27 protein-coding genes are annotated in these 26,493 nt (G+C 60.8%); 6 read left to right on the top strand and 21 right to left on the bottom strand.

The features are described from left to right. Positions 1-14: 14 nt before the first annotated feature. The 17 genes from RVM26_RS07315 to leuC form a co-directional block, all read right to left on the bottom strand. Entirely contained in the window at positions 15-599 is a 585-nt protein-coding gene (locus RVM26_RS07315; RefSeq protein WP_016914033.1) for a YceI family protein, read from the bottom strand. A 70-nt stretch (positions 600-669) separates the two neighbouring features. Next, entirely contained in the window at positions 670-1,245 is a 576-nt protein-coding gene (locus RVM26_RS07320) for a cytochrome b (protein WP_498941515.1), read from the bottom strand. Between the two features lie 221 nt (positions 1,246-1,466). Continuing rightward, positions 1,467-2,666, bottom strand: a complete 1,200-nt coding sequence (locus RVM26_RS07325; RefSeq protein WP_498941516.1) for an O-succinylhomoserine sulfhydrylase — start codon at positions 2,664-2,666, stop codon at positions 1,467-1,469. A 90-nt stretch (positions 2,667-2,756) separates the two neighbouring features. Next, positions 2,757-4,277: an amidophosphoribosyltransferase gene (gene purF, locus RVM26_RS07330; RefSeq protein WP_498941517.1), complete on the bottom strand. Its 1,521-nt coding sequence runs from the start codon at positions 4,275-4,277 to the stop codon at positions 2,757-2,759. 104 nt (positions 4,278-4,381) lie between these two features. Beyond that, on the bottom strand, positions 4,382-4,930 hold the full coding sequence (locus RVM26_RS07335) for a CvpA family protein (protein WP_039179928.1): 549 nt from the start codon (positions 4,928-4,930) through the stop codon (positions 4,382-4,384). A 2-nt stretch (positions 4,931-4,932) separates the two neighbouring features. Then, positions 4,933-5,616, bottom strand: a complete 684-nt coding sequence (locus RVM26_RS07340) for an SPOR domain-containing protein (RefSeq protein WP_498941518.1) — start codon at positions 5,614-5,616, stop codon at positions 4,933-4,935. A gap of 17 nt (positions 5,617-5,633) precedes the next feature. Then, entirely contained in the window at positions 5,634-6,929 is a 1,296-nt protein-coding gene (gene folC, locus RVM26_RS07345; protein WP_498941519.1) for a bifunctional folylpolyglutamate synthase/dihydrofolate synthase, read from the bottom strand. Continuing rightward, positions 6,922-7,923 carry an acetyl-CoA carboxylase carboxyltransferase subunit beta gene (accD, locus tag RVM26_RS07350; protein WP_498941520.1) on the bottom strand — a complete coding sequence of 334 codons (1,002 nt, stop codon included), beginning with the start codon at positions 7,921-7,923 and terminating at the stop codon, positions 6,922-6,924. The genes folC and accD overlap by 8 nt, the downstream gene beginning before the upstream one ends. Before the next feature lie 95 nt (positions 7,924-8,018). After that, entirely contained in the window at positions 8,019-8,822 is an 804-nt protein-coding gene (trpA, locus tag RVM26_RS07355) for a tryptophan synthase subunit alpha (RefSeq protein ID WP_498941521.1), read from the bottom strand. An 8-nt stretch (positions 8,823-8,830) separates the two neighbouring features. Next, complete coding sequence (trpB, locus tag RVM26_RS07360) at positions 8,831-10,069, bottom strand: tryptophan synthase subunit beta (protein WP_039179913.1); 1,239 nt, start codon at positions 10,067-10,069, stop codon at positions 8,831-8,833. A gap of 72 nt (positions 10,070-10,141) precedes the next feature. Next, positions 10,142-10,774: a phosphoribosylanthranilate isomerase gene (locus tag RVM26_RS07365; RefSeq protein WP_498941522.1), complete on the bottom strand. Its 633-nt coding sequence runs from the start codon at positions 10,772-10,774 to the stop codon at positions 10,142-10,144. Then, the gene (gene truA / locus RVM26_RS07370) at positions 10,771-11,709 is read right to left on the bottom strand and encodes a tRNA pseudouridine synthase A (protein ID WP_498941523.1); all 939 of its coding nucleotides are present in this window, start codon (positions 11,707-11,709) and stop codon (positions 10,771-10,773) included. Before truA ends, RVM26_RS07365 begins: the two co-directional genes overlap by 4 nt. 9 nt (positions 11,710-11,718) lie before the next feature. Beyond that, a complete protein-coding gene (locus tag RVM26_RS07375) occupies positions 11,719-13,704 on the bottom strand; it encodes a type IV pilus assembly protein FimV (RefSeq protein WP_498941524.1) in 1,986 nt (661 codons plus the stop codon). A 195-nt stretch (positions 13,705-13,899) separates the two neighbouring features. Further along, entirely contained in the window at positions 13,900-15,012 is a 1,113-nt protein-coding gene (gene asd / locus RVM26_RS07380) for an aspartate-semialdehyde dehydrogenase (RefSeq protein ID WP_096922862.1), read from the bottom strand. A 160-nt stretch (positions 15,013-15,172) separates the two neighbouring features. After that, the gene (gene leuB / locus RVM26_RS07385) at positions 15,173-16,258 is read right to left on the bottom strand and encodes a 3-isopropylmalate dehydrogenase (RefSeq protein ID WP_498941525.1); all 1,086 of its coding nucleotides are present in this window, start codon (positions 16,256-16,258) and stop codon (positions 15,173-15,175) included. Positions 16,259-16,288: 30 nt separating this feature from the next. Next, complete coding sequence (leuD, locus tag RVM26_RS07390; RefSeq protein WP_039179896.1) at positions 16,289-16,936, bottom strand: 3-isopropylmalate dehydratase small subunit; 648 nt, start codon at positions 16,934-16,936, stop codon at positions 16,289-16,291. Positions 16,937-16,939: 3 nt separating this feature from the next. Then, positions 16,940-18,391: a 3-isopropylmalate dehydratase large subunit gene (gene leuC, locus RVM26_RS07395; RefSeq protein ID WP_498941526.1), complete on the bottom strand. Its 1,452-nt coding sequence runs from the start codon at positions 18,389-18,391 to the stop codon at positions 16,940-16,942. A gap of 169 nt (positions 18,392-18,560) precedes the next feature. On the opposite strand from leuC, the gene RVM26_RS07400 reads away from it, so the two are divergent. Further along, on the top strand, positions 18,561-19,445 hold the full coding sequence (locus tag RVM26_RS07400; RefSeq protein WP_287806580.1) for a LysR family transcriptional regulator: 885 nt from the start codon (positions 18,561-18,563) through the stop codon (positions 19,443-19,445). A 46-nt stretch (positions 19,446-19,491) separates the two neighbouring features. Here RVM26_RS07400 and RVM26_RS07405 read toward each other — a convergent pair whose 3' ends face one another. Beyond that, positions 19,492-20,334: a FadR/GntR family transcriptional regulator gene (locus RVM26_RS07405; protein ID WP_498941527.1), complete on the bottom strand. Its 843-nt coding sequence runs from the start codon at positions 20,332-20,334 to the stop codon at positions 19,492-19,494. Between the two features lie 215 nt (positions 20,335-20,549). Between RVM26_RS07405 and RVM26_RS07410 the strand changes: the two genes are divergently transcribed. The 3 genes from RVM26_RS07410 to RVM26_RS07420 all read left to right on the top strand — a co-directional run bounded on the left by RVM26_RS07410 (position 20,550) and on the right by RVM26_RS07420 (position 24,133). Next, entirely contained in the window at positions 20,550-21,215 is a 666-nt protein-coding gene (locus RVM26_RS07410) for a DUF1028 domain-containing protein (protein WP_498941528.1), read from the top strand. A gap of 222 nt (positions 21,216-21,437) precedes the next feature. After that, the gene (locus tag RVM26_RS07415; RefSeq protein ID WP_498941529.1) at positions 21,438-22,703 is read left to right on the top strand and encodes a M20 family metallo-hydrolase; all 1,266 of its coding nucleotides are present in this window, start codon (positions 21,438-21,440) and stop codon (positions 22,701-22,703) included. Positions 22,704-22,720: 17 nt separating this feature from the next. Further along, positions 22,721-24,133: a YfcC family protein gene (locus tag RVM26_RS07420; RefSeq protein WP_498941530.1), complete on the top strand. Its 1,413-nt coding sequence runs from the start codon at positions 22,721-22,723 to the stop codon at positions 24,131-24,133. A 67-nt stretch (positions 24,134-24,200) separates the two neighbouring features. On the opposite strand, the gene RVM26_RS07425 is transcribed toward RVM26_RS07420, so the two are convergent. Continuing rightward, positions 24,201-24,908 carry a Rossmann-fold NAD(P)-binding domain-containing protein gene (locus RVM26_RS07425; protein WP_498941531.1) on the bottom strand — a complete coding sequence of 236 codons (708 nt, stop codon included), beginning with the start codon at positions 24,906-24,908 and terminating at the stop codon, positions 24,201-24,203. A gap of 107 nt (positions 24,909-25,015) precedes the next feature. On the opposite strand from RVM26_RS07425, the gene RVM26_RS07430 reads away from it, so the two are divergent. Together RVM26_RS07430 and RVM26_RS07435 are read left to right on the top strand one after the other, a co-directional pair. Beyond that, entirely contained in the window at positions 25,016-25,237 is a 222-nt protein-coding gene (locus RVM26_RS07430; protein WP_016914058.1) for a TA system antitoxin ParD family protein, read from the top strand. Beyond that, positions 25,230-25,517 carry a type II toxin-antitoxin system RelE/ParE family toxin gene (locus RVM26_RS07435; protein WP_016914059.1) on the top strand — a complete coding sequence of 96 codons (288 nt, stop codon included), beginning with the start codon at positions 25,230-25,232 and terminating at the stop codon, positions 25,515-25,517. Before RVM26_RS07430 ends, RVM26_RS07435 begins: the two co-directional genes overlap by 8 nt. A gap of 111 nt (positions 25,518-25,628) precedes the next feature. Here RVM26_RS07435 and RVM26_RS07440 read toward each other — a convergent pair whose 3' ends face one another. Together RVM26_RS07440 and RVM26_RS07445 are read right to left on the bottom strand one after the other, a co-directional pair. Next, positions 25,629-26,039 (bottom strand): thiol-disulfide oxidoreductase DCC family protein, encoded by a 411-nt coding sequence (locus tag RVM26_RS07440; protein ID WP_498941532.1) that lies wholly within the window; start codon positions 26,037-26,039, stop codon positions 25,629-25,631. Positions 26,040-26,090: 51 nt separating this feature from the next. Further along, positions 26,091-26,258, bottom strand: coding sequence for a GNAT family N-acetyltransferase (locus tag RVM26_RS07445; RefSeq protein WP_498941533.1), 168 nt, complete (start codon positions 26,256-26,258; stop codon positions 26,091-26,093). Between the last annotated feature and the right edge of the window lie 235 nt (positions 26,259-26,493).

The following is a 26,493-nucleotide window of genomic DNA, read 5'->3' on the forward strand; positions in this document are numbered from 1 at the left end:
TGGTCAGTCATCGCTTACTGGCGGATGCCTTCGAAGGTGACGTACAGCTCCAGCTCGTGCATGGCTTCCGGGAAGTCGCTCATGTCGATGCCGAAATCACTCAGCGTCAGCATGGTGCTGCCTTCGAAACCAGCGCGGTAGTTACCCCAGGGGTCTTCACCTTCGCCCATCAGGGTCACCGGCATTTCGATTTCCTGAGTTTCGCCATGCAGCGTCAGCTCGCCGGTCACCACGCCTTCGTTGTCACCCGTGGCTTCGAAACCAGTGGACGTGAAGGTCGCCGTGGGGAATTCGCTGGCGTTGAGGAAGTCAGCGCTCAGAATATGACGGTCACGCTCGGCATGGTTGGTGGTCAGGCTGTTGACCTGCACTTCCATGGAGACGGAAGACGCATCCAGGTCATCGGCATCGTAATGGAACTGGCCATCGAAGGTCTCGAAGCTGCCCAGAATGTAAGAGAAGCCCAGATGGTTGATCTTGAACTGCACGAATGCGTGCTGGCCTTCGATATCGATCTGATAATCAGCCGCCTGAGCCTGGCTCAAGGGAACCAGAGCCGCTGCGGCCAGTGCCGTGGCAATCGCTGTCTTCTTCAACATTGCTATCTCCTCGCTTTCCTTGGTCAAAACTGCGGATCCATCATGAGTCCGCGGTGAGTAGAACAGGGGTTCAAATTTTAGGCTGGGCATGGGGCTTTGGCTGCGCATGGCGCGGGTTGACCATGCGGCGCAGCGTGTCGTGCCGCCAGTGCCAATGATGCACCAATGCCGCCAACGCATGCCCACCTGCCAATACCATGAGCGCCAACGCGCTGTACCAGTGTATGTCGCCCGCCACGCTGGCCTGATTGGGCAGGCCATGCAGGATGGCAGGAGCATCGAACCAGCCAAACACACTGATGGAACGCCCGTTGGCGGTCGAAATCAGGTAGCCACTGAACAGTACCGTCAGCACCAAAACATAAAGTGCGATGTGGCCAAGGTGAGCCGCCAGACGCTCGAATCGCCCTCCCTCGGCCGCGGGGGTCGGCTGTATGAAACGCCAAGCCAATCGACCAAAGGTGACCAGCAGCAGTAGCACGCCCACCGAGCGGTGTATCCAGGGAGCCTGATTGTACCAAGGGTCATAATAACCCAACCCGGTCATCCACCAACCTAACGCGAACAACCCAATGATGGTCAAAGCGCTCAGCCAGTGAAACGCGATACTGATCACCCCCCAGCCACTGCGTGTATTACGCCACATCCTTGATTCCCCATTGACGGCTGCACGCTGCCCCACAGCATGCTTCACTTGTTATGAAAATCATAACCTTTCGAATGGCAAAACACTGCTGAAAAAAGCAGAACGCATCGTTCGGAAAAACCGTTTCATCGTGCCCGTACCGTGTCACTTTATGAAACGTTGGCGTGTTTCGCCAATAAAAAACCGGCCTCTCGGCCGGTCAGTCGTCACAATATCGTACTTCAACGAGCCGCCAGCGCATCCAGGCCACGCGCCAGGTCACGCTGGATATCCGCCTGACTTTCAAGCCCGACAGCTACCCGAATCAAACCCGGCGCAATGCCTGCGGCGGCCTTTTGTTCCCCGGAAAGACGCCCGTGGGTCGTGGTGGCCGGGTGGGTGATGGTGGTTTTGACATCGCCCAGATTGCCGGTAATCGACAGCATGCGCGTGGCGTCGATCACCTGCCAGGCGCCCTCTTGCCCACCCAGCACCTCGAATCCCAGCACGGCACCAAAGCCCTGCTGCTGGCGCTTGGCCAACGCATGCTGAGGGTGCGCTTCCAGGCCGCTATAATACACCCGATTGACGGCGGGATGCTGGTCGAGCCAGCGGGCCAGGCTCAAGGCGTTCTCGCAGTGGGCCTTCATGCGTAGCGACAGGGTCTCGAGCCCCTTGGTGAAGATCCACGCGTTGAACGGACTCAGGCAGGGGCCGCAGGTCCGCACGACGCCAAACACCTCTTCCAGCAGGTCATGACGCCCCACCACCGCTCCGCCTACGGCGCGCCCTTGGCCATCCAGGTATTTGGTGGCCGAGTGGATCACCAGATCGGCCCCCAGTGCCAGCGGCTGTTGCAGGGCAGGCGTAAGGAAACAGTTATCGATGGCCAGCAAAGCCCCGCTGCGCTTCGCCAACGCTGCCAGGGCCGGAATATCGGCCACTTCGGAAAGCGGATTGGACGGCGTTTCTGCAAACATCAGCCGAGTTGCGGGCGTCACTGCGGCTTCCCAGGCTGCCAGATTGGAAAGCTCCACATAGCGCGTGGTAATGCCAAACTTGCCCAGATACTTGTCGAACAGGCTGACCGTAGAGCCAAACAGCGAGCGCGAGGCGACGATCTCATCCCCCGCCGACAGCAGTGCCAGGGCAGTGGAAAGAATGGCGGCCATGCCAGAGCTGGTGGCTACACAACGCTCACCGCCTTCCAGGGCCGCCAGTCGGCGTTCGAAGGTATGTACCGTCGGATTGGTGAAGCGCGAGTAGACGTTACCCGGCTCTTGACCACCGAACTTGCGGGCAGCTTCGGCAGCACTCTCGTAAACAAAGCTCGAGGTGGGAAAAATCGGCTCGGCATGCTCCTGCTCAAACGTGCGGTGGTGCCCCGCGCGAATGGCGAGCGTTTCGAGCGACCACTCCTCCTGGTGATGATCATCGTGCATGGCAGCGCCCTCTTTTCCAAAACGTCCAGCTTCCAAAACGTCCATTCCCCCGGCAACTCCCCCTGAGGAAAGTTGCCAGCGCATGCGCGCTCAGTCGTCCAGGTCATCGTCTTGATTGTGCATGTCAACCAGCGCATGGTCACCCGCGCTGTTGTCCTTGGCCGCATCGTTACGGCTAGCCTCCAGTACCGCCAGGTAAGCCTCGTCGATATCGCCGGTGACGTAGTTGCCATCGAACACCGAGCAATCGAAGGCTTCCATCTCGGGGTTGACCTCGCGACAGGCGCTCTTCAGGTCTTCGAGGTCCTGATAGAAAATGCGGTCGGCGCCGATCAGCTGACCCACTTCATCTTCCGTACGGCCATGGGCAATCAGCTCGGTGGCCGCGGGCATGTCGATGCCGTAAACGTTGGGGTAACGCACTGGGGGCGCCGCCGAGGCGAAATAGACCTTGCGGGCACCGGCATCCCGAGCCATCTGGATGATCTGCTTGCAGGTGGTGCCGCGCACGATGGAGTCATCCACCAGCAGTACGTTCTTGCCGTTGAACTCGACATCGATGGCATTCAGCTTCTGACGCACCGATTTCTTGCGCTGGGTCTGCCCGGGCATGATGAAGGTCCGGCCAATGTAGCGATTCTTCATGAAGCCTTCGCGGTAGGTGACGCCAAGATGCTGGGCCATCTCCAGTGCCGAAGTACGTGAGGTGTCTGGGATCGGGATGACCACATCGATATCGTGGTCGGGCCACTCGTTCATGATGCGGTCGCCCAGCTTGCGACCCATCTGCATGCGCGTGCCGTAGACATAAGCGCCATCGAGGATGGAGTCGGGGCGCGCCAGATAGACGTGCTCGAAGATACACGGACGCAGTTCGGGGCGGTCGGCACATACCTGGGTGTGAACCTGACCCTGCATGTCGACGAAGATGGCCTCGCCCGGCGCCAGGTCACGCGCCAGCTCGAAACCACCCACGTCCAGCGCCACCGACTCGGAAGCGATCATCACTTCCTGGCCGTTGGGGTCCTGACGCGTGCCGAACACCACCGGACGAATGCCGTGGGGATCACGGAAGGCGACCATACCGAACCCGTTGATGATCGCCACGGCCGCATAGCCACCCTTGCAGCGACGATGCACGCGACGAACCGCATCGAAGATGTCCTCGGCTTCCAGGTGAAGCCCTTGCTTGCCCAGCTCGTGGGCGAAGACGTTGAGCAGCACTTCCGAGTCGGAGCTGGTATTGATATGGCGCAGGTCCGTGGAGAACAGCTCCTGCTTCAACTGCTCTGAGTTGGTCAGGTTGCCGTTGTGGGCCAGCGCGATGCCGTAGGGGGAGTTGACGTAGAACGGCTGAGACTCGGCCTCACTGGAGGAGCCTGCCGTGGGGTAGCGCACGTGACCAATGCCCAGGTTGCCTTTCAGGCGCGCCATGTGGCGAGTATGGAAAACGTCACGGACCAGGCCGTTACTCTTGCGCAGTAGGAAGCGTCCCTCGCTCCAGGTCATCATGCCGGCAGCGTCCTGGCCCCGATGCTGAAGTACGGTCAGGGCATCGTAGATTCCCTGATTTACCGCCTGCTTGGCCAGAAGGCCCACTATACCGCACATTCCAGTTACCTCGCTTTAAAACCACGGCTTGCTGGTGCAAACCCGTATGATCATCAAACTTACTCGTGCCGCTGCCAGACAGCGGCACGACATCCACCGCTCGGCTATTGCTGAACGGGAACGCGCAATTCGGGGAGCGAGACATCGCGCAGCGACGCCGGTGGCGTCGGCAGCTCACGCTCCCACTGGTCCAGTTGGCTCACGGCCCAGTCCCGCAACTCGATGAAGGTGGGGCGCAGCGAGGCTTCCTGCCATGCCTGAAGGTCTGCCAACGGTGTCAAGGTGATCAGCACGGTTACCACCAGCAGGATGACCGCGCCACGGGCAAGCCCGAACGCAGCGCCCGCAAAACGGTTCAACAGCCCCATGCCCACCCACTCCACGGCGGCGTGAACGATACGTATCACGATGCCGCACAGCAGAATCACCGCAAAGATAACCAGCGCAAAGGCCAGCACCAGGCGAGCATCGAAACTCTCGATGAAGCCGGCCATCAGCTCGGCCACCGGCTCGGCCAGCACCCGCGCCACCATCAGCGCGACGACCCAGGCAGCCAGCCCCAGCGATTCACGCACGAAGCCCCGTACGAAGCCTGCCAGCATCGATAGCGCCAGCACGGCCAGAAAAACGGCATCAATCCATGTCAGCGCCATGATCAGTCTCTTACCCGCACCAGAAGGCCTTGAACATTGGCACGCTCTTTCACCAGCGCCAACGCCGCCTCGCCATCTTCCGAAGAGCCGTACGGGCCCACCAGCACGGTGGTGAGGTTGTTGTCACGCGGACGCTGGAAAACGCGAAAACCTTGATTGGTAAGTTGGTCGCTGATTCGCTGTGCATTGGCGGCATCGCCAAAACTGCCTACCTGAACGGCCCATTCGCCCTGCTGCTGAGCCTGGGGAGCAGAACCATTGCTGCTGCCGCTGCTACTGCTGCCACGGTTCTGGTTAGCGGCCACCAGCTCGGCAATCGGGTCATTGGCGGGAGCGGGCGTCGGTTCGTTGCGCGGCGCTTCGGCGGGTGCTGCTGGCGGAGGCGTCTCAGCGGGCGCACTGGCAACGGCCTCGGTCTGCGGTTCCAGCGGCACGACCTCGATGGGCTCGTCCACTACCTCGGCATTCTCCAGCGGCTCGAGGGGAGACGGCGCGTTGATGGAAGCAGGCATCTCGGGCACAGGAACGTCCTGACGCACCACGTTCACCGGCTGTTCGATCACGAAGGTGGGCTGCGGACGCTCCTCCCGGGGAGCCGGGTCACTCATCAACCACGGCACGATGATCGCCAGCACGGCCAGCAGAATCACGAGACCGCTAATGCGTTCCGTTTTACCGTATTTCATATCCCTCTCCCTCCAGCTTAACGTGCCTGCGGCGATGCTTGAGGCAGTGACATCGCCAGTAGCGCTGCCACGGTAAAGAATGACCCCGTTGCCAATACCCGATCCTCTGGCGTCAGCCGTTGAGCCAGCCACTCTGCCCCGGCCTGCGGAGAATCGGCGCAATGATACACGCGCCCACCCAGCAACGTAATACGCTCGGCAAGCTCGCTGGCCAAGCGGCCACGTTCGCCTTCCAGGCTGACGCAGACCCAGTCACGGATACGCGGCAACAATGCCTCGATCACACCGTCGGCATCCTTGTCATTGAGCATGCCAAGCAGCCCCCACTGGCGACCACCGGCTGGCGGGGCAGGAAGCCTGCGCGCCAGATAGCTGGCCGCATGCGGATTATGCCCCACGTCCAGACACCATTGCCCGCTCCACTGCATGCGCCCCGGCAGCGTCACAGTGGCCAGCGCTTCACTGACCGGCCGCACCTTCAACGGCACGCCTGCCAGCGCCAGCGCCTGCAGCGCCGTCGCCGCATTGTCGATGGGCAAGCCTGGGTCGGGCAGCGCGTCAAGGGAAAGAGTATCCCCTTCACGGTTGAGCCCATGCCAGCACCAGGGAGTTCCTGGCGGCTCATCACCCGCGCTATGGCTGAAACCCACGCCCAGCACGTAGCTGGGCGCAGCCACGGCAATGGCCGTGTCCAGCACGCTCGTGGGCAGCGTCAAGCTTCCCAATACGGCGGGTTTCAGGGGGCGAAAGATGCCCGCTTTTTCGCGCCCGATCTGAGCCAGATCGGTTCCCAGGAAATTGGCATGATCCAGCGCGATGGTGGTCACGATGGCCACATCGGCATCGATGATGTTGACGGCATCCAGCCGCCCGCCCAGCCCTACCTCCAATACCGCCAGATCCAGCTCGGCATTGGCCAGGCACCAGAGCGCACACAGCGTGCCCGCCTCGAAGTAGGTCAGACTGATGGCGGGCGCTTCCAGGCGAGCATCCTCCACCTGAATGAAGCCTTCGACCAGGGTTTGGTCACTAGCTTCGCGCCCTTCCAGCGTGACCCGCTCGTTATAGCGCAGCAGATGAGGAGACGTGTAGGTACCGGTGCGCAGGCCATGCGCCCGCGCCACCGCATCGATCATGGCAAGGGTCGAGCCCTTGCCATTGGTACCTGCCACGGTAATCACCTGGCGGGCCAGGGGGCGGTCCAGCAGCCCCATGCGCCGGGCCACCTGCGACACCCGCTCCAGGCCCATGTCGATGCCTACCGGGTGCAGCGTCTCAAGATGATTCAGCCATTCGGCTAACGTGCTAGGCATTGCGCGACGCGTCATCGCTCGCAGGCTGGGCAGGCTCTGCCTGAGCCCTGCTCTCTGCAGCATCCGCCAATGCGGCTTCTTCCACCACAGGTTCGGTGATTTCACCTTCGACCACCGGTTCAGCGCTGGTTTCCACGGCGGGCTGATGGGTCAGCTTGCGCAGCACACCACCGACACGCGCACGCATGTCATGGCGATGTACGATCATGTCCACCGTGCCGTGTTCCAACAGGAACTCGCTGCGCTGGAAACCTTCCGGCAGCGTTTCGCGCACGGTCTGTTCGATGACCCGAGGGCCTGCAAAACCGATCAGTGCGTTGGGTTCGGCAATGTTCAGATCACCCAGCATGGCCAGCGACGCGGAAACGCCACCAAACACCGGGTCGGTCAGCACGGAAATATAGGGGACGCCCGCCAGCTTGAGCTTCTCCAGTGCTGCCGAGGTCTTGGCCATCTGCATCAGCGAGAACAGCGCTTCCTGCATCCGCGCGCCACCCGAGGCAGCAAAGCAGATCAGCGGAATACCCTCGTCCAGCGCAATGGTGGCCGCGCGGACGAACTTTTCGCCGACCACGGCACCCATGGAGCCGCCCATGAAGGTGAACTCGAAGGCCACGGCCACGACCGGCAGGCCATCCAGCTCGCCCCGCATGGCAACCAGCGCGTCTTTTTCACCGGTCTCTTTCTGGGCAGCCGTCAGGCGGTCCTTGTACTTCTTGGAGTCGCGGAACTTGAGGCGGTCATTGGGCTCGATCTCGGCCCCCACCTCTTCGCGCCCCTGCTTGTCCAGGAACCAGTCAAGGCGCTTGCGGGCGGTCAGACGCAAGTGATGGTCACACTTGGGACAGACGCTGTGGTGCTTTTCCAGCTCCGGCAGGTACAGCACCGCCTCGCATTTGGGACATTTACGCCAGAGGCCATCGGGCACGCTGGCACGACGGTCCTTCCGCTGGATACGCCCCATGGAGGGCACGATCTTGTCTAACCAGCTCATATCAAAAAGGCTTCCGTATACGTCAACGCTTGGCCAAGCCAAGCTTGATGAGTGTCGTCAATTCAAGATTCAGTGTAGACGATGAGAGGATGCACTCAGGCATCCATGGCGGTCCGCATTTCAGCCAACACGCTCTTCAACTGTCCGGCGATGGTTTCAGGGGCATCCTCGCTGTCCGCAATGCGGTTGACCAGCGCGCTGCCGACGATCACGCCATCGGCGACTTTCGCCACCTCGGCGGCCGTCACCCCATCGCGAATGCCGAACCCAACGCACAGCGGCAAATCGGTCATGTCACGCAGCGGCGCCAGGTGTTCAGCGACATCGGCTGCGTTCAATGTGGCCGCCCCGGTCACGCCTTTGAGCGACACATAGTAAAGATACCCCTCACCGTGGGCGCATATTGTAGCGGCACGGGCATGAGAAGTGGTAGGCGCAACCAGGAAAATCGCTGCCAAGCCGCGCTCTTTGAGCAGCGGGCCGAACTCGTCCGCCTCTTCCGGCGGCATGTCCACCACCAGCACGCCGTCCACACCGACGCTGGCGGCTTTATCGGCAAAGGCCGTGTAACCGATGCGTTCGATAGGATTCAGGTAGCCCATCAGCACGATGGGTGTCTGGGTATCGGTCTGGCGAAACTCGGCCACCATGTCCAGCAGGTCCACCAGCCGGGTGCCCTGCTTCAGAGCCCGCTCGCAGGCCTTCTGGATGACCGGGCCATCCGCCATCGGGTCGGAGAACGGCACGCCAAGCTCGATCACATCGGCCCCGGCATCCACCAGGGCGTGCATGAAGCCTACCGTATACTGGGGCGCAGGGTCCCCGGCGGTGATGTAAGGGATCAGAGCCTTGCGGCCCTGCTGCTTCAATTCGGAAAAACGCTGGTCGATTCGATTCATGCTAGCCCTTAAAACTCGATGCCGTCGATGTTAGCCACGGTCATGATGTCCTTGTCACCACGCCCTGAAAGGTTCACCACGATATGCTGATCAGGCCGCATGGTGGGCGCCAGCACTTTGGCATGGGCCAAGGCATGGGCAGACTCCAGCGCAGGCATGATGCCCTCCATGCGGGTCAGCTCGCGGAACGCTTCCAGCACCTGCTGGTCATTGGCGGCCACGTACTGCACGCGACCGGCGTCTTTCCACAGCGCGTGCTCGGGGCCAACGCCAGGATAATCGAGGCCTGCCGAGATGGAGTGAGTATCCATCACCTGGCCCGCTTCGTCGGACATCAGGTAGGTGCGGTTGCCGTGCAGTACGCCACGCGGTGCATTGGAAGACAGCGGCGCGGCGTGACGGCCGGTTTCCACCCCGTCGCCCCCTGCCTCGACACCGTACATGGCCACGGCGTCATCTTCGACGAACGGGTAGAACAGGCCAATGGCATTGGAGCCCCCGCCCACGCACGCTACCAGCGCATCCGGCAAGCGGCCGATCTGCTCCAGCGACTGGCGGCGCGCCTCGCGCCCCACCACTGCATTGAAATCGCGCACCAACAGCGGGTACGGGTGCGGTCCGGCCACGGTACCGATGATGTAGAAGGTGTTGTCCACGTTGGTGACCCAGTCACGCAACGCCTCGTTCATGGCGTCCTTGAGCGTGCGGGTGCCGGACTCCACCGGAATGACCCGGGCGCCCAGCAGCCGCATGCGGTAAACGTTCAGCTTCTGGCGCTGGACATCGGCGGCGCCCATGTAGACATCGCACTCCAGCCCCAGCCGCGCGGCAACCGTGGCCGTGGCCACACCGTGCTGACCCGCGCCGGTTTCAGCGATGACCCGAGGCTTGCCGGTCTTCTTGGCCAGCAGCGCCTGACCGATGGTGTTGTTCACCTTGTGGGCGCCGGTATGGTTGAGGTCTTCGCGCTTCAACCAGATTTGTGCGCCACCCAGTGAGTTGGACCAGCGCTCGGCGTGATACAGCGGCGAGGGGCGACCCACATAGTGCGCCAGGTCGCGGTCGAACTCCGCCTGAAAGGCCGGGTCGTCGCGCAGGCTGAAGTAGGTCTGCTCCAGCTCTTCAAGAGCGTAACTCAGGGTTTCCGACACGAACCGGCCGCCATAGGGGCCAAAGTGACCACGGGCATCCGGCATTCGGGTCAGGTCGCTGAACTTGGTTTCAGTTGCTGAGACTGTCACAGGCATACCTCACAGGATCGCCAGAAAGGCAAAGATGAATGAATACATAAAGGCAGAAGAAGGGTTTCACTCCCCTCGTCAGCGCTGATCGGCCCGCCCGACCTGAGCCACGAAGTCGGCCATTCGCCGAGCATCCTTTTGGCCTGGGGCGGCTTCGATTCCCCCTGATACATCAACCGCATAGGGAGCCACCTGCGCCACCGCGGCAGCAATGTTCTCGACCGTCAGCCCACCCGCCAGAATAACAGGTTTTTGCAGGGCTGCGGGGATTCTAGACCAGTCGAAGGTTTCTCCGGTTCCGCCTGGCACGCCCGGTCGGTAGGCGTCCAGCAGCAGTGCCTGGGCGGCCGCGTACTGCTGCGCTGCCTGATGCAGGTCGAGGTCGTCACGCATGCGCAGCGCCTTGATCCAGGGGCGATCGAACTGGGCGCAGAAGTCGGCGGACTCGTCACCATGGAACTGGATCAAATCCAGATGCGGCAAACACGCCTCCACCAGCGCTACGTCAGGGTTGACGAACAGCCCCACCCGCGTCACGAAAGCCGGTACCGGTGCTGCCAGCGCCGCCAACGCATCAGGGTCGATACCCCGCGCGCTCTTGGGCCACATGACGAACCCCAGCGCATCGACCCCCAGCGCCACGGCCTGGGCCACGTCCTCGTGGCGAGTAAAACCACAAAACTTGATACGCGTGCGACCAGATGCGGTCATGAGGCGCTCTCCTGCTGTTCAGGGCTGGCTTGCTGGGTAAAAGTGAGCTGGCGCCGGGCGGCCACTCGGGGCGTCTCCGGCAGCGCCCGCTCGCCGGTCCACTCGCCGGTGAAGGCCAGCAGATTGGGCCCCAGCGGCTCCTTGGGGATCGCGAAACGTTCGTCGTAGAGGGAGTCGACGAAATGCAGGCCGCAGGCAGGCGCCGTGACATCGCCCTTCTGGCGATTTTTCATCGCCAGCAGGCGGGCGATATGCCCTTCGTCCTGCGCCCCCCGGCCAACGCTGGCCAGCGCTCCGGCAATGTTACGGATCATGTGATGCAGGAAGGCATTGCCTTGGATATCGATCACCACCAGCGGGCCGTAACGCTTCACTTCGACGAAGTGCATCTGGCGCCAGGGGGATTTCGACTGGCAGCCCGCCGCGCGGAAGCTGCTGAAATCGTGCTCGCCCACCAGCACCTGGGCCGCACGATGCATGGCATCGGCATCCAGCGGGTCGCGACACCAGGTGACGTTGTGGCGCTCCATGACCGGGCGGCTGATCTGATTCAGAAAGATGTAGCGGTAACGGCGTGCCAGCGCGCCAAGGCGCGAATGAAAATCATCGGACACCGGCTTCACCCAACGCACCGCCACGTCTCGGGGCAGATAGGTATTGGAGCCGAAGATCCACGCTTTTTCAGTGCGCTGTACCGGCGGGTCGAAGTGAATCACTTGGCGCGTGGCGTGCACACCGGAATCGGTGCGGCCGCTGGCGTAGATATGCACGGGCGCCCCCGCCACCTTGCCCAGCGCATCTTCGATGGCCTGTTGCACGGAGGCGGCATGCTTCAGGCGCTGAAAGCCACAAAAACGTGTGCCGTCATATTCCACGCCCATGGCCAGTCGGCCAGCCAGCGGTTGTGTTTCATCAAAGTGGTAGAACAGCGTCATCAAGCCACGTCATTTGGAGGATTTGGAAGAGTCGCTATTATCCCGACGTCGCGGCTCGAATGCCACCTCTTCGATTTCCCACTCCTCTTCAGGGGTATAGCGGGTGCGCAGCGGCGCAGCGTCCGCGTTTCCTGACAAGGAGGGCTCGGCCTCGTCTGGCTCGTTGGCCTGTAACGAGGGCGGATGATAATCGATATAGTGCGCCCGATGATCGTCCGGCACCGGTTGCGCAGGCGCCTGGGACGTCGACGGCTCCGCAGCATCCTCCTCCCGTTCCGGCGGAGCGTCGGGCGCGGCCTGATTCACTCCGGCAGGCGTCGGCTCGACGAGCATTGGCTCTTCCATCGCCAGCGGCGAGCGTGGGCCTGGCTCTTCGACGGGCTCGGGGGTGTCCAGGAAAGCCGCTTCCAGGGCGGCTTCGTCTTCATCGACAGCGGATTCGGCGTCTTCCTGAATTGAATTCCACGTCACAGGGTTGGCTTGCGAAGGCGGCTCCTCCGAGGGGCCATGCTCGCCAGACGCTTGAGCAACAGGCTCTTGGACAGCAAGCTCCTCGGTCACCGGCTCGACAGCAGCAGACACCTGCTCATAGCGCTCGGCTACCTGCGGCGACGCTTTCGGGATATCGAAAGGCGGTGGTTCGGCAAGGGGCGGCTCCGCCAGAGGCGCGCCAGCGGTGCCGGTGCTTTCCATGACTGGCTCGGCGCGCCGTGGGGGCACTTCCACGGCAGCAGCGGGCGCTGGCACGTCCTCCCACTGGCGCTCGCGGCGTTTGCGTGACCACACCAGCGCCCCCAGCAACAGCGCCAGGGCGGCACTGGCCAGCGGCCACTGATAGGCCTCCAGCCGTGCGATCACCCCCGGCCCGGACGCTCGCGCACCGGCCGCCTGACCCGCGCTGGCCGCCATGGCTTCTGCGGCGGCCAGGGCACGCTGGGTTTCCTGTTGAGACGCCTGTAGCGCCTCTGTCAACGAGGCCACCTCCTGACGCAGCGCGGCCATTTCCGCCCGCATCAGATCACGCTCTTCGAGGACGGTTTGCAGCATGGCCTGGCTTTCGCGCAACTGTTCTGCCAGGTCGTTGAGGGTCAGCCCTGCCAGCTCGTTCTCTGTCTCGCCCTCTGTATCGCCCTCGGCATTACCCTCGGCCAATGGGCCTTCTGGCGCGCCCTGTGGCAACTGCTCGCTTGCCGCAGGGGTTGACGCAGGTGCGGGCGCAGCCGCCGTTTGGCGCATGGCCTGCACCGCCTGGGATGCCTGACTGGGGCTGCGTGCCATGATTTGCTCGCGACCTGGCACCATCAGGGTTTGCCCGGCGCGAAGTTCATCCGGGTTACCGGAAGGGAACGCCGCCGGATTGGCTTCGACCAGGGCCAGCATCATCTGCTGGACGCTGACCTCGGCGGGCTTGACTCGCGCCGCCACGCCCCACAATGAATCACCGCTGGCCACATAGGCCGTTCCGCCAGGCGCCTGGGCCGCACTGGCCACGGATGCGAGCGATGGCGATGGCGAAGAAGAGACTGCCTGTGGCGGGGCTTGTGCAGCCGTCGCGGACGGGCTGACATGGCTGGCAGGTGCCGCCACCGGCGCGCTGGCGGCGCTCTCCGGCAGGTCGAACAGTAGCGTGAACGCCTCGGCGCTACGCCCCTCGGGGCCGCTGATGGTCAACAGCAGATCCAGCCAGGGTTCCAGCACCTCCTGCTCGGTGCGCAGCACCACCCGAGCACCGCCGGGAAGGCGCTCGATCTCGGCGCGCACGCTGGCCGCCAGCGGTGTCCACTCCAGCCCTTGGGCGGTAAAGGCCGCTTCGTCAGCGACCTCCACCCGTAACTCGCCCAGCGCAGCCTCGGAGACATCCACGATGGGTGCGGAGGCATTCAGCGGTGCCTGCAGCGGTGAGTTGACCGTCACCTGCCCCAGCCCCACGGCCAGCGCCAACGGGCTTACCGCACCTAGCGGCAGCCATGACAACCATGCCAGCTTGTTTTTCATTACGGCCCCTACTGCCTGCGATTCCCTGCGTTACATTGTGCCGAGACGTTCACCCATCACAATGACTTAATTCGTTTTTATCATAACGTATTTAACATGCCGCTTGGGCCAATGCACCCTCGACACGCCTGACAGGCAAAAAAATGGGAAGCTGCGAACAGCTTCCCACTGGTTTACCTGACGACCCGCGCTGGATTACTGCTCGCGCAGGATCTTCAGCATGCGCTTGAGCGGCTCGGCGGCCCCCCACAGCAGCTGGTCGCCCACGCTGAAGGCGGAGAGGTATTCACCGCCCATGTTCAGCTTGCGCAGCCGACCGACCGGCACTTGCAGCGTGCCCGTGGCTGCTGCCGGGGTCAGGCCTGCCACGGTGGCTTCCTTGTCGTTGGGAATCAGGCGCACCCACTCGTTGTGCTTGGCAATGCGCTCTTCGATCTCGTCCAGCGGCACATCCTGCTTCAGCTTGATGGTGAATGCTTGGCTGTGGGAGCGCATGGCCCCGATACGCACGCAAAGCCCATCGATGGGAATCGGGTTGTTCTGCAGACCCAGAATCTTGTTGGTCTCGACGCTGCCCTTCCACTCTTCGCGGCTCTGGCCGCTCTCCAGCTTGGTGTCGATCCACGGCAGCAGGCTGCCCGCCAGCGGCGCAGTGAAGTTTTCCGTGGGGAAGTCGCCGCCACGCATGGCCGCAGTGACCTTGCGGTCGATATCCAGAATGGCGCTGGCCGGGTCGGCCAATTCGCTGGCCACGCTATCACGCAGGTGGCCCATCTGGTTGAGCAGCTCGCGCATGTGCTTGGCACCGGAGCCGGACGCCGCCTGATAGGTCATGGAGGTCATCCACTCGACCATATCGGCCTCGAACAGGCCGCCAAGGCCCATCAGCATCAGGCTGACGGTGCAGTTGCCACCCACGAAGGTTTTGGCACCTTTTGCCAGCTGCGCATCGATGACCTTGCGGTTCACCGGGTCGAGGATGATGGTGGCTTCGTCTTCCATCCGCAGGGTGCTGGCAGCATCGATCCAGTAGCCTTGCCAACCGCCGTTGCGCAGGTCGCCGTAGACCTTCTTGGTGTAGTCACCGCCCTGGCAGGTGATGATCACGTCCAGCGCTTTCAGGTCATCCAGTGCAAACGCATCTTTCAGCGGAGGCACGTCCACGCCGATGTCGGGGCCGGGCTGGCCAACTTGAGAAGTGGTGAAAAAAATCGGCTCGATACCGTTGAAATCACCATCTTCCTGCATGCGCTGCATCAGCACAGAGCCCACCATGCCACGCCATCCCACGAAACCGACTTTCAACATGTGAAGTCCTCCAACCAAGAATGAGATAAGTATTATACACAAATATCCGACACGACGTCGGCCACCCCTTGGGGCAGCCGACGTTGGTTGCTTTGCGACGAGTCGAAGCGAATCAACCCATTAGCAGGCTTTCTTTTTGCCCATGCTCTTCTTGCTAGCCTTAGGCTGAGCGTTGTGCAAAGGCCGCCAGCACCGCATCGCCCATCTCCACCGTGGAGACCCGACGGGTGCCTTCGGAAGCGATATCCGCCGTACGCAGGCCGTCGTCCAGCACGCTGCCCACCGCCGCTTCAATGCGCTCGGCCATGGCGGGCTCATTGAGCGAGTAGCGCAGCATCATGGCCACCGAGAGCATCATGGCCAGCGGGTTGGCGACGTTCTGGCCTGCGATGTCCGGCGCGCTGCCGTGGCAAGGCTCGTACATGCCCTGCCCGCTCTCGTTGAGCGATGCAGAAGGCAACATGCCGATGGAGCCGGTCAGCATGGCGGCGGCATCGGAGAGAATGTCGCCAAACATGTTGCCAGTGACCACCACATCGAACTGCTTCGGTGCACGCACCAGCTGCATGGCGGCGTTGTCCACGTACATGTGCGACAGCTCTACATCCGGGTATTCCGGCGCCAGCCGCTCCATGACCTCACGCCACAGAATCGTCACTTCCAGCACGTTGGCCTTGTCCACCGAGCAGAGCTTCTTGCCGCGCTTCTGGGCCATCTCGAAGGCGACACGACCAATACGCTCGATTTCACTTTCAGAGTAGATATAGGTATTGAAGCCGACCCGCTCGCCGTCGCGCACTTCGATACCCCGGGGCTGGCCGAAGTAGATGCCGCCGGTCAGCTCGCGCACGATCATGATATCCAGCCCGGCCACCAGCTCGGGCTTCAAGCTGGAAGCGCTGGCCAACTGCGGGTAGAGCATGGCCGGGCGCAGGTTGCCAAACAGCCCCAGGTTCTTGCGCAGGCCCAGCAAGCCTTTCTCAGGACGCTTGGAGAGGTCTTCGATCTTGTCCCATTTGGGGCCGCCCACGGCACCCAGCAGAATCGCGCTGGCAGCCTTGGCTTTTTCCAACGTTTCGGCGGGCAGCGGCTCGCCGTGTACGTCGTAGGCCGAGCCGCCCACCAGACCCTCTTCCACCTCGATGTCCAGGCCAGCGTCTTGGCAGGCTTTCAACAAACGCGCCGCCTGGGCGGCAATTTCCGGGCCGATACCGTCACCGGGCAGCAGTAACACCTTATGAGTCATGCTCAATCCTTAGCACAAAAAATGGAAGACTTACGCGGGCTGACGGAACAGCCACGGGCGCTGCTGACGATGCTGCGCTTCGAAGCTGCGAATGGCCTCTTCGTCTTGCAGGGTAATGCCGATATCGTCCAGGCCGTTCAGCAGGCAGTGCTTGCGGAATTCATCGACCTCGAATTCCAGAATCTCGCCGCTGGGCGTGATCACGCGCTGATGCTCTAGGTCGACGTCCAGCTGGTAGCCTTCGTTGGCGTCCACCTCGGCAAACAGACGATCCACCTGCTCTTCGGCCAGCGTCACCAGCAGGATGCCGTTCTTGAACGCGTTGTTGTAAAAGATATCGGCAAAGCTGGGGGCAATCACTACTTTGAAGCCAAAATCTTCCAGCGCCCAGGGCGCGTGCTCGCGGGAGCTGCCGCAGCCAAAGTTACGCCGTGCCAGCAGCACCTCGGCGCCTTTGAAGCGCGGCTGGTTCAGAACGAAATCCGGATTCAGCGGGCGCTGGGAGCAGTCCTGACCGGGTTGGCCTTCGTCCAGGTAGCGCAGTTCATCGAACAGGTTCACGCCAAAGCCGGTCCGCTTGATGGACTTCAGGAACTGCTTCGGAATGATCAGATCGGTATCGACATTGGCACGGTCCAGAGGCGCGACGATGCCTTCAAAACGTTCGAACTTTTTCATGGCTCAGGCCTCCTGGGCGTGGGTGGCATCGTTGGCAGGCAAGGTACGGACATCGACGAAGTGGCCAGCAATGGCGGCCGCAGCGGCCATGGCCGGGCTCACCAGATGCGTACGCCCGCCGTAGCCCTGACGACCCTCGAAGTTACGGTTGGAGGTCGAGGCGCAGTGCTCGCCAGCGCCCAGCTTGTCGGCATTCATGGCCAGACACATGGAGCAACCCGGCTCGCGCCACTCGAAGCCCGCTTCGATGAAGATCTTGTCGAGGCCTTCGGCTTCCGCCTGGCGCTTCACCAGGCCAGAACCCGGCACCACCATGGCCAGCTTGATGGTATCGGCCACCTTGTTGCCCTTGGCCACCTTGGCGGCTTCACGCAGGTCTTCGATACGCGAGTTGGTGCAGGAGCCGATGAACACCTTGTCCAGCTTGATATCGGTAATTTTCTGGTTGGCCTGCAGGCCCATGTACTCCAGCGCGCGGGAGTGACTGCGCTGGACGGTTTCGTCATCGGCGGCCTGGGGGTCGGGCACCTGACCGGAAATACCGGTGACCATTTCGGGGCTGGTGCCCCAGCTTACCTGAGGCTCGATCTCTTCAGCCTTCAGGGTGACCACTTTATCGAAGTGGGCATCGGCATCGGAGACCAGCAGACGCCAGTCGGCCACGGCGGCTTCCCACTGCTCGGTGGTGGGCGCAAAGGGGCGCTCGGCGAGGTAATCGATGGTGGTGTCATCGACCGCAATCAGCCCCACTCGGGCACCCGCTTCGATGGCCATGTTGCACACGGTCATGCGGCCTTCCATGGAGAGCGATTCGATGGCGCTTCCAGCAAACTCGATGGCATAGCCGGTGCCGCCGGCGGTACCAATCTTGCCGATGATGGCCAGCACCACGTCCTTGGCGGTCACGCCCAGGCCCAGCTCGCCTTCCACGCGCACCTGCATGTTCTTCATCTTCTGCGCCAGCAAACACTGGGTAGCCAGCACGTGTTCCACTTCCGAGGTGCCGATACCGTGGGCCAGCGCGGCAAAGGCGCCGTGGGTGGCGGTATGCGAGTCGCCGCACACCACGGTCATGCCGGGCAGTGTGGCACCCTGCTCGGGGCCCACCACGTGCACGATGCCCTGGCGGGGGTCGTTGATCTTGAACTCTTCGATACCGAAGGCCTGGCAGTTGTCGTCCAGGGTCTGCACCTGAATCAACGAGACCGGGTCCTTGATGCCGCTGTTGCCCTCGGCACGCTCTTTCACCGTGGTGGGCACGTTGTGATCGGGGGTGGCCAGGTTGGCATCCAGACGCCAGGGCTTGCGGTTGGCCAGACGCAGGCCTTCAAACGCCTGTGGCGAGGTCACTTCGTGGAGCAGTTGGCGGTCGATGTAGATCAGCGCCGTGCCGTCATCGCGCTGCTTGACCAAGTGCTGGTTCCAGAGTTTGTCGTAAAGGGTTTGACCTGACATGTGGCTCTCCTGGGCAGTGCCCTGCTAGTCGTGTTGGCGGCTTCTACGGGCCGCTCTTGTCGCGGGCGTCATGGACGATGACCCGAGTGTTACCCGACTCGCACATAAAAGCAATTCATGTTATTCATACTTTAGATTCCAAACAGGAATAGATAATCAGGGAGCCGCCGTGGATACCCAAAGCCTGCAAGCCTTTCTTGCCGTGGCGCAAACCCAAAGCTTTTCCCGGGCCGCCGAGCAGCTTCACCTTACGCAGCCAGCGGTGAGTAAACGCATTGCCACCCTGGAAGAGCTGCTGGGCACGCGGCTTTTCGACCGTATCGGGCGGAAAATCACCCTTACCGAGGCAGGCAACCTGCTGCTGCCCCGCGCCCAGCGTATCCTCTTCACCGTGGACGACAGCCGCCGCGCGCTGGCCAACCTTTCCGGCCAGGTAGGCGGCAAGCTCACCCTGGCCACCAGCCACCACATCGGGCTGCACCGGCTGCCGCCGCTGCTCAAGCTCTACACCCAGCGCCATCCGGAAGTGGCCCTCGACCTGCACTTCCTGGACTCCGAGCTTGCCTATCAGGGCGTGGTGGATGGCACCCTGGAAATGGCCATCGTCACCCTGGCGCCCCACCCGGTGGAGCAGCTGCAGGTGGTCGAGCTCTGGCGCGACCGGCTCTGCTTCGTCTGCGCCAAGGACCACCCACTGGCCCAGCGCAGCCGCACCCAGGCCACGCTGAGCCTGGCCGAACTGTGCGAGGTGAACTGCGTGATGCCCGGCGCCAAGACCTTCACCCACACCCTGATCGGCCAACGCTTCCAGGCCGCCGGCCTGACCCTGCCGGTCAGCATGTCCACCAACTACCTGGAAACCCTGAAGATGATGTGCAGCGTCGGGCTCGGCTGGAGCCTGCTGCCGGAAAGCATGCTCGACAGCGAACTGGTCGAACTGCCGGTGGATACCGACCCCATCCACCGCCCACTGGGTTATCTGGTGCACCACAACCGCACGCTCTCCAACGCAGCGCGCCGGATGATCGAGGCGCTGGAGAATGACCGCGAGTGATGGCCTGGTAGGCAGGTTTACAGTGCCAAGGCGTGAGGGCGTGCATTTACCTCTGGCTGTCGCGGCCATCATTCAGCAGAGTTGCATAATCCACCAAGGCCAGATAATCACGACTGGCGCCTTCACCTGTGTCACTACTGGCCTTGAAAAAGGCCTTTTCCAGCATTGCCTCACGCGACTCCATCAACTCCTGAGCAGCCTGCATGTGCTCGCTGACAATACGGCGTGCCTCTTCCATGTTGGCAGCTCGTAGTGCGTCCACCAATCGTCGCTGATAGCGATAACCACGCTGCCGGAGTTCCGGGTAGGGTAAATCGTAGATTTTTTGGCACACCGTCAGGCTCATAAGAAGGCGAATAGGAAAACGGCACATCATGGCGAGCAGCGGATTCGGGCAGTAGTCCACCAGCACGAGATGAAACTCCAGCTCCTTGATACGCTGTATTCGCTCTTCGTCCAATGACTCAGGTGCATGGTCATAGTAGGTAATCGTCTCTTCCAAACGGGCGAAGGCCGTCTCGTCCAACTGCCCTTCCAGACTGGTGATCAACGCGGGCCAGAGTGCTTTGCGGGCTTCGTAGATATCATGAATGGTGGGCGGTTTGAAAAAAAAGTAATTGCCCAGCAATTCCATGGCGCAGTCATCGCTCACGTTGCTGATAAAAGCGCCGCCACCAGGTCCTGTACGCGTTTGAATGAGCCCTTGTGCTTCAAGCCCTCTCAGGGCTTCTCTGATGGTCCCCTTGGAAGCCTGGAGCGCGTCAATCAAGTCAGACTCTTGCGGCAACCGGTCGCCAGGCTTGAGGCCATGACGGGCGATGTACTCCTTGACCGCGTCGGCGATGACTTCGGTGCGTTTGCGCCTGATAGGCTGGCGTGGTCGATTCATGCGATTCCTGAAAGAATTAACAAGCGCGAAAGGACAATCATCCATGGCTCGAACAGTGGCGTATAGGAGACGTTGGTAGAGAACCTGGCTAAGGCGCAAGCCACCCCGCACGTCTACCCATCAACATTTTGACTATGCTGTCAGGATGATGAACGATGCTTCGTTTCCAGCGCTTTGCTGCCTTCCTTTTTACTCAGCAGCCACGAGGTATGCCCATGACCTACAGCCTAATTGCACTGGATGCAGATACCAACACCCTGGGCGTTGCCTGCGCGACGGGCGGGCCAGCTTTGGGTGGTTTTGTGCCCCATCTGCTGCCTGGCGTCGGTGCCGCCATTACCCAAGGATTTAGTACGCATGTGATGGCGGCCGAACAAGGCCTCGCGCGGTTAGCACAAGGCATGGAGGTCGAAAACGTGATAGCGCAGCTGCGACATCATGATCAGGGAGAGGCGTGGCGACAGATAGCCATCATGGATATTCATGGCCAAAGTGCAGGCTGGACAGGCGAACAGAATGTCCCCAAGGTTGGGATGCACCTTTCGACGGGGCTTGTGGTCGCAGGGAACATGTTGGCCAACGATCTGGTGATCCCGGCCATGGTAGATGCATTCCAGCAACACCAGTACTCCGAGGGCTTGGCACACGCCCTGCTGGCCGCACTACTGGCCGCGCAAAGCGCAGGTGGCGACCAGCGCGGTACGCGTTCGGCAGCTATCAAGATGCGAGCTCCCGGCGGCTTGCCGTTGGACTTACGGGTGGATGATGCACCCAACGCGGCAACAGAGCTAGCCAAACTCTATCACCGCTTACAGGGTAACGAGGAATACCAGACGTTCTTGCAGCGGCTCCCTACCGCCAACAATCCCCATCGGCACTAGCCTTTGTGCACTTGCCCATCTGCCCAGGGCTAGACATACGTCTAACCCTGGGCGCACATCTTCCTGGTTAAGCCCCTGCCGTTACAAACGTTTTTGAAGCGCACTATCCGACAGCCCTGACATGGCCGTGAGCAAAGCGTTGACAGAGCCAAAGTGCGTCGCCTAGCCTAATTTATCATGATAAATAGACACGACACGCGCACGCTTGATAACGAGGTCACCATGACAATAACGCTGGAAGCGGCAGGTCAGCAGGCTTGGCATTGGCTTGAAGCAGCAGCACGCTGCTCGGAAACTCAGGACAGCGCTCAACAAGGCGTTACTCGCTTATGCGCTACGCCTGAGCACGAGGCAGTACTGGAAAAGCTGTCGAGCTGGATGGAAGCGCTGGGCATGTCGGTGAGGCGGGACCATGGCGCCAACCTCATTGGACGCCATGCCAGTCATTTACCCAACGCTAAAGTGCTACTGATGGGGTCTCACCAGGATACCGTTCCCAACGGTGGCAAATACGATGGCATGATGGGGATCATTCTGCCGCTAGCCTTGATCAATTATCTCCGCGCCCAGCAAATTTCTCTCCCCTTTCATATCGATATCGTGGCCTTCAGCGATGAGGAAGGCACTCGCTTTAGCTCTACGCTACTGGGTTCCAAAGTGCTGGCAGGCACGTTCGATGCCGACAGTCTTTCCGCCACCGACGACAACGGCATTTCCCTGGCACAGGCATTGCGCGATTTTGGCTGTGACCCCGACAGTATTCCTGAAGACCGCTACGCTCCTGACGAGGTATTGGCCTTTCTGGAAGCGCACATCGAACAGGGGCCCCAACTGGAAGAGGCTTCGCTACCCGTAGGCGTGGTCAATGCGATTACCGGAATCGAGCGTCACCAATTCGTCATTCAGGGCATGGCTGGGCACGCTGGCACTGTCCCCATGGCTCTTCGTCGCGATGCGCTAGTGGGTGCTGCCGAAGTCATCCGGCTGGTCGATAACCTTTGTAAACAGACCGATCAGCTGGTCGGCGTGGTAGGTAAAATCACCAATGCGCCCAACGGGGTCAATGTCATTCCGCAAACCACCACACTCACGGTGGAGTTACGTTCGCCGCAAGATGCCATACGCCAGCAGGCGCGTTCAACGCTGCTTGATCAAGTCAGCCATGCACTGCCAGCGCTGAACCTCACTTACACGCATACCCAAACCTACGAACAAGCCGCCGTGCAGTGCGCCCCTTGGCTAACATCGACGTTGGAGCAAGCTGTGCAAGACAGCGGCGTCGCCCCGAAAGTGTTGTTCAGCGGCGCAGGCCACGATGGGTTGGCCATGGCGCAGCTATGCGATATCGGCATGCTCTTCGTGCGCTGCCACAAGGGGATCAGCCATCACCCGGACGAAGCCATCACCCCAGAGGACCTGATGAAGGCGATTCAGGTGCTCTACCACACCTGCCAACGCTTGGCTAAATGCTGCAATCCACCACGATAACGACCCATGGGTGCCTCATGAACCAACCACCGCAACACTCCAACAAGGCGTCTGCGACGGCGCAACGAAAATGGTACCAACAGGTACCTGACCCGATGGTCCTGATTTTCCTGATTCTGGTAGCCGCCTACCTGATGACGTTCATCGTCCCAGCAGGCGAGTTCGAGCGGGAAACCATCGATGGTCGCACCACCGTGATTCCGGGATCGTTCGATTACCTGGCCGATGTCGCCAATTTGCACTTATTCCGAATCTTTGTCGCCATTCCCGAAGGCTTGATCAACGCCTCGCAATTCCTGTTCATCGTGTTTATCGCAGGCGGACTGTTTCATATCCTGCAGCGCACGGGCGCCCTGGAAAATGCGATTGGCGTGGCGGTACACCGAGTCGGCGCAGAAAACAATCCTCGAAGCCGTAACCTCATCATTGCCGCAGGCACTTTCATTTACGGCTTTTTTGGTGTCGCAGTCGGCTTTGAAAACAATATTGCGCTGGTACCCATTGGCGTACTGATTGCCACTGCTATCGGCTGTTCACGCCTGGTCGGTGTCGTCATGGCAGTGGGCGGTATCGGTATCGGCTTCGCACTCTCTCCCATCAATCCTTATACCGTAGGCGTCGCGCAGGGCATTGGCGAACTACCCACCTTTTCGGGCTGGTGGCTCCGACTGCTCATGGTGCTGGCTTGCCTAAGCACCCTAACGGTCTTTATCTGCCGCTACGTAGTGAATGTCGACTACAAGGACGACCAGCCCGCCGAGTTGAACAAGCGCCTTCAGGATTACAGCTTATCGCGTCGCAACATCATGACGCTGGGCATTTTCATTGCTGGCTTGGTTATCATGCTGGTCGGTGTTTTTACTCGCGGCTGGTACATCAATGAAATCGCTGCGATGTTCTTGCTCATGGCCATCGTGATCGGCTTTGCCAATGGCCTGGGCGCCAACGAGCTGGTCAAGCAGATGATGGAAGGGGCAGCCTCCGTCACTGCGGGCGCGCTGGTGATTGGTGTAGCAGCCTCGATTCAGGTCATTCTTCAGGATGCCCATATCATCGATACTATCGTCAATTCGCTGAGCAGCCTGGTAGGCGACATGCCTATTGCCATGGCAGCGGTGGCTTCCAGTGTCATCCAGGGGATCATTAACCTCTTCATTCCCGGCGGATCAGGCCAAGCGTTGGTCACCATGCCGATACTGATTCCTCTGGCGGATCTCATCGGCATGAGCCGCCAGTTGATGATCACATCGTTCCAGGTAGGCGACGGCCTCACCAACCTGATCGTTCCTACCTCAGGCGGCACCTTGGCCATGCTGGCACTGGGAAAAGTGTCTTATGCCCAGTGGCTAAAGGTAATCATGCCCCTGTTGGCACTCACTTACGTCATGTGCTGGATAGCGCTCGTGGCAGGGCATTATCTCGGCTACTGATCTCCAGTAACCAATGGGGAAGCGCCCGCTTCCCCTATAATATCTACCTCTTGGCGCAGATGCGTCACTAGCCACTAGCCCCCTGCCCCATAACCTCACTACAGCGGTGCATGTCAGCATTCGACAACACCCGCGACGTGGCTCCCGGAGCCTCCCCCAGAGCCGCCACCGCCATGGCAGTAGCCACCTGGCGGACATCGATGGGCCTCACGGAGGCGGGCATCCAGCCTGATGCGGGTGCCAGCACCGCGCTCGCCCACGTCTCTGCCAAGCGCCCATCCTGCGGCCGCCCCAACAACAGCGAAGGCCGAGCAAAGAACACACAGGGCAACCCCAGCGCCCGAATATCCCGCTCCACTTCGCCTTTCACGCGGTTATAAAATATCGACGAGCGAGCATTGGCACCGTGCGCCGTCACCACGGCTAACCGGCTCACCCCCGCCGCTTTACAGGCACGGGCAAACGCCAGCACCAACCCATGATCCACGCGACGAAACGCCTCTTTACTCCCTGCCTGCTTTTTCGTGGTGCCCAGCGTTACAAACGCCATGGCCCCAGCGGGCAACAGCTCGGCAACCTCAGCTTCCAACCGTTCGAAATCCAGCAGCACAGGCTGAAGCCTGGACGCGTTCGCGTGGGGAAATTCACGAGCAAGATCCAGCTCGCGGCGGGTCACGACGATGACGCTTTTCACCTCATCGCGCTGGGAAAGCTGCGTCACGAGGTGTTGGCCAATGGCGCCAGTGGCACCAAGAACGATGGCGGTGGTGGGCATAATTGACCTCTTGAAAATGTGAACGTCTGGTCAAGCCAGTACGCAGCAGCTTGCTACTGGTGTAGCGTCACGCTACAATTTTTTAAGTCCAACGACAGGAGTGACTGATGTCTACTGCAAGCATACGCTTAGATAAAGAACTGGTGGATAAAGCGGCCATCATGGCAAGGGCTTTACACCGTACAACACCCAAGCAAATAGAACACTGGGCAAAAATCGGCGAGATGATGGAAGACAACCCCGATTTGCCCTACGACTTTGTCCGCCAAGCCATCATCGCACAGGCAGAACGTGATGCTGGAAAGCTGGAGGCCTACGATTTTGATTAGCGCTACCAGCGTATTACAAACGCCTTCTTTCAAGAAAGCGGTCAAAAAACTCAAGCCAAATCAAAAAAAAGACCTGGACTCCGTCATCAGGCAGCTAATGGCCGACCCCTATATGGGAGAACAGAAGAAAGGCGACCTGGCTTTCCTGCGAGTACACAAGTTCAAAATGAACAAGCAACTGACCCTCCTGGGTTATAGCTTCCATGAGGGTGTTCTTGTGCTTGAGCTGATGGCACTGGGCTCACACGAAAACTTCTACCGCGATATCAAACGACAGTAGCACGTGGTAACGAGCGACTAGCGAGGCACCCGCGAGGCCGCGCCACCGAGAGAAAAGGTAAGCAACCCACGCCTCACCATCACCGGACTGGATTAACACCCGCCTCACGAATCAGATATCGCCCCCTACAAACCGCGACTTCACCTCTGCTGACGGCACCATACAGGCATCTTTCTTACCAAAGAGCCGATAGCGATGCCGCGCGAATAGTTTATAAGCCGCGTCCCTGATCGGCTTGGGCACCCTCTTGAGCGCATAACACAGCCGCCAAGGCCCTTTCAGGTCTTTGGCAATCTCAAGGGCGGCATCCGAGAGCACATAACACTCACCCTCCTTGATCAGCACCAGGGTGTCCGTGCCCACATCGGGGACGTTGAAGCGCTCCGTCAGCTCCTGGGCCAACTCACTCTGCATCGGGGTGAAGGCAAAGACCCCCTCTGGATCTCGCTGGATGATGAAACTCACTGCACCATTGCAGAAATTGCACACACCATCGAATATCACGATATGCTGATTATCCATAGGCTCCTGCAGAAAGAAGACGTTCGTTCGACATGAGTAGGTTGCCTGACACTACGGGCAACGGCGCACCATGGCAATCCGCTGCATCGGGTCAGGAAGCGCTGCCCAAGGTGCAGTGTTCCAATACCGCATGACCTCATGATCAGAAAAGATTTCCAGCAGGCTATCCGACTCATCGATGGTCAAGGGTTTGAGTACCAACCGCGCGGTTTCAATCACAGGGGAAAAATAATCCTTTCAATATCAGCACTCCATTTCCATATCTAGCACTGGCTGGCTACCATCACCAAGTCAGTCAATTCAACCCCCTGGCATCGCGCCGGAACAAAGCCGCACACTGCGCGCCACCAAGGGCAGCCACCCCTGTAGCGCGTGGTAACGAGCGATCAGCGAGGCACCCGCGAGGCCGCGCCACCGAGCAGCTATCCATGCTCAAAATTGTGATGCGTGGCGT

The organism is Halomonas sp. KM072, from assembly GCF_050710315.1.
Classification (GTDB): Bacteria; Pseudomonadota; Gammaproteobacteria; order Pseudomonadales; family Halomonadaceae; genus Vreelandella; species Vreelandella hamiltonii.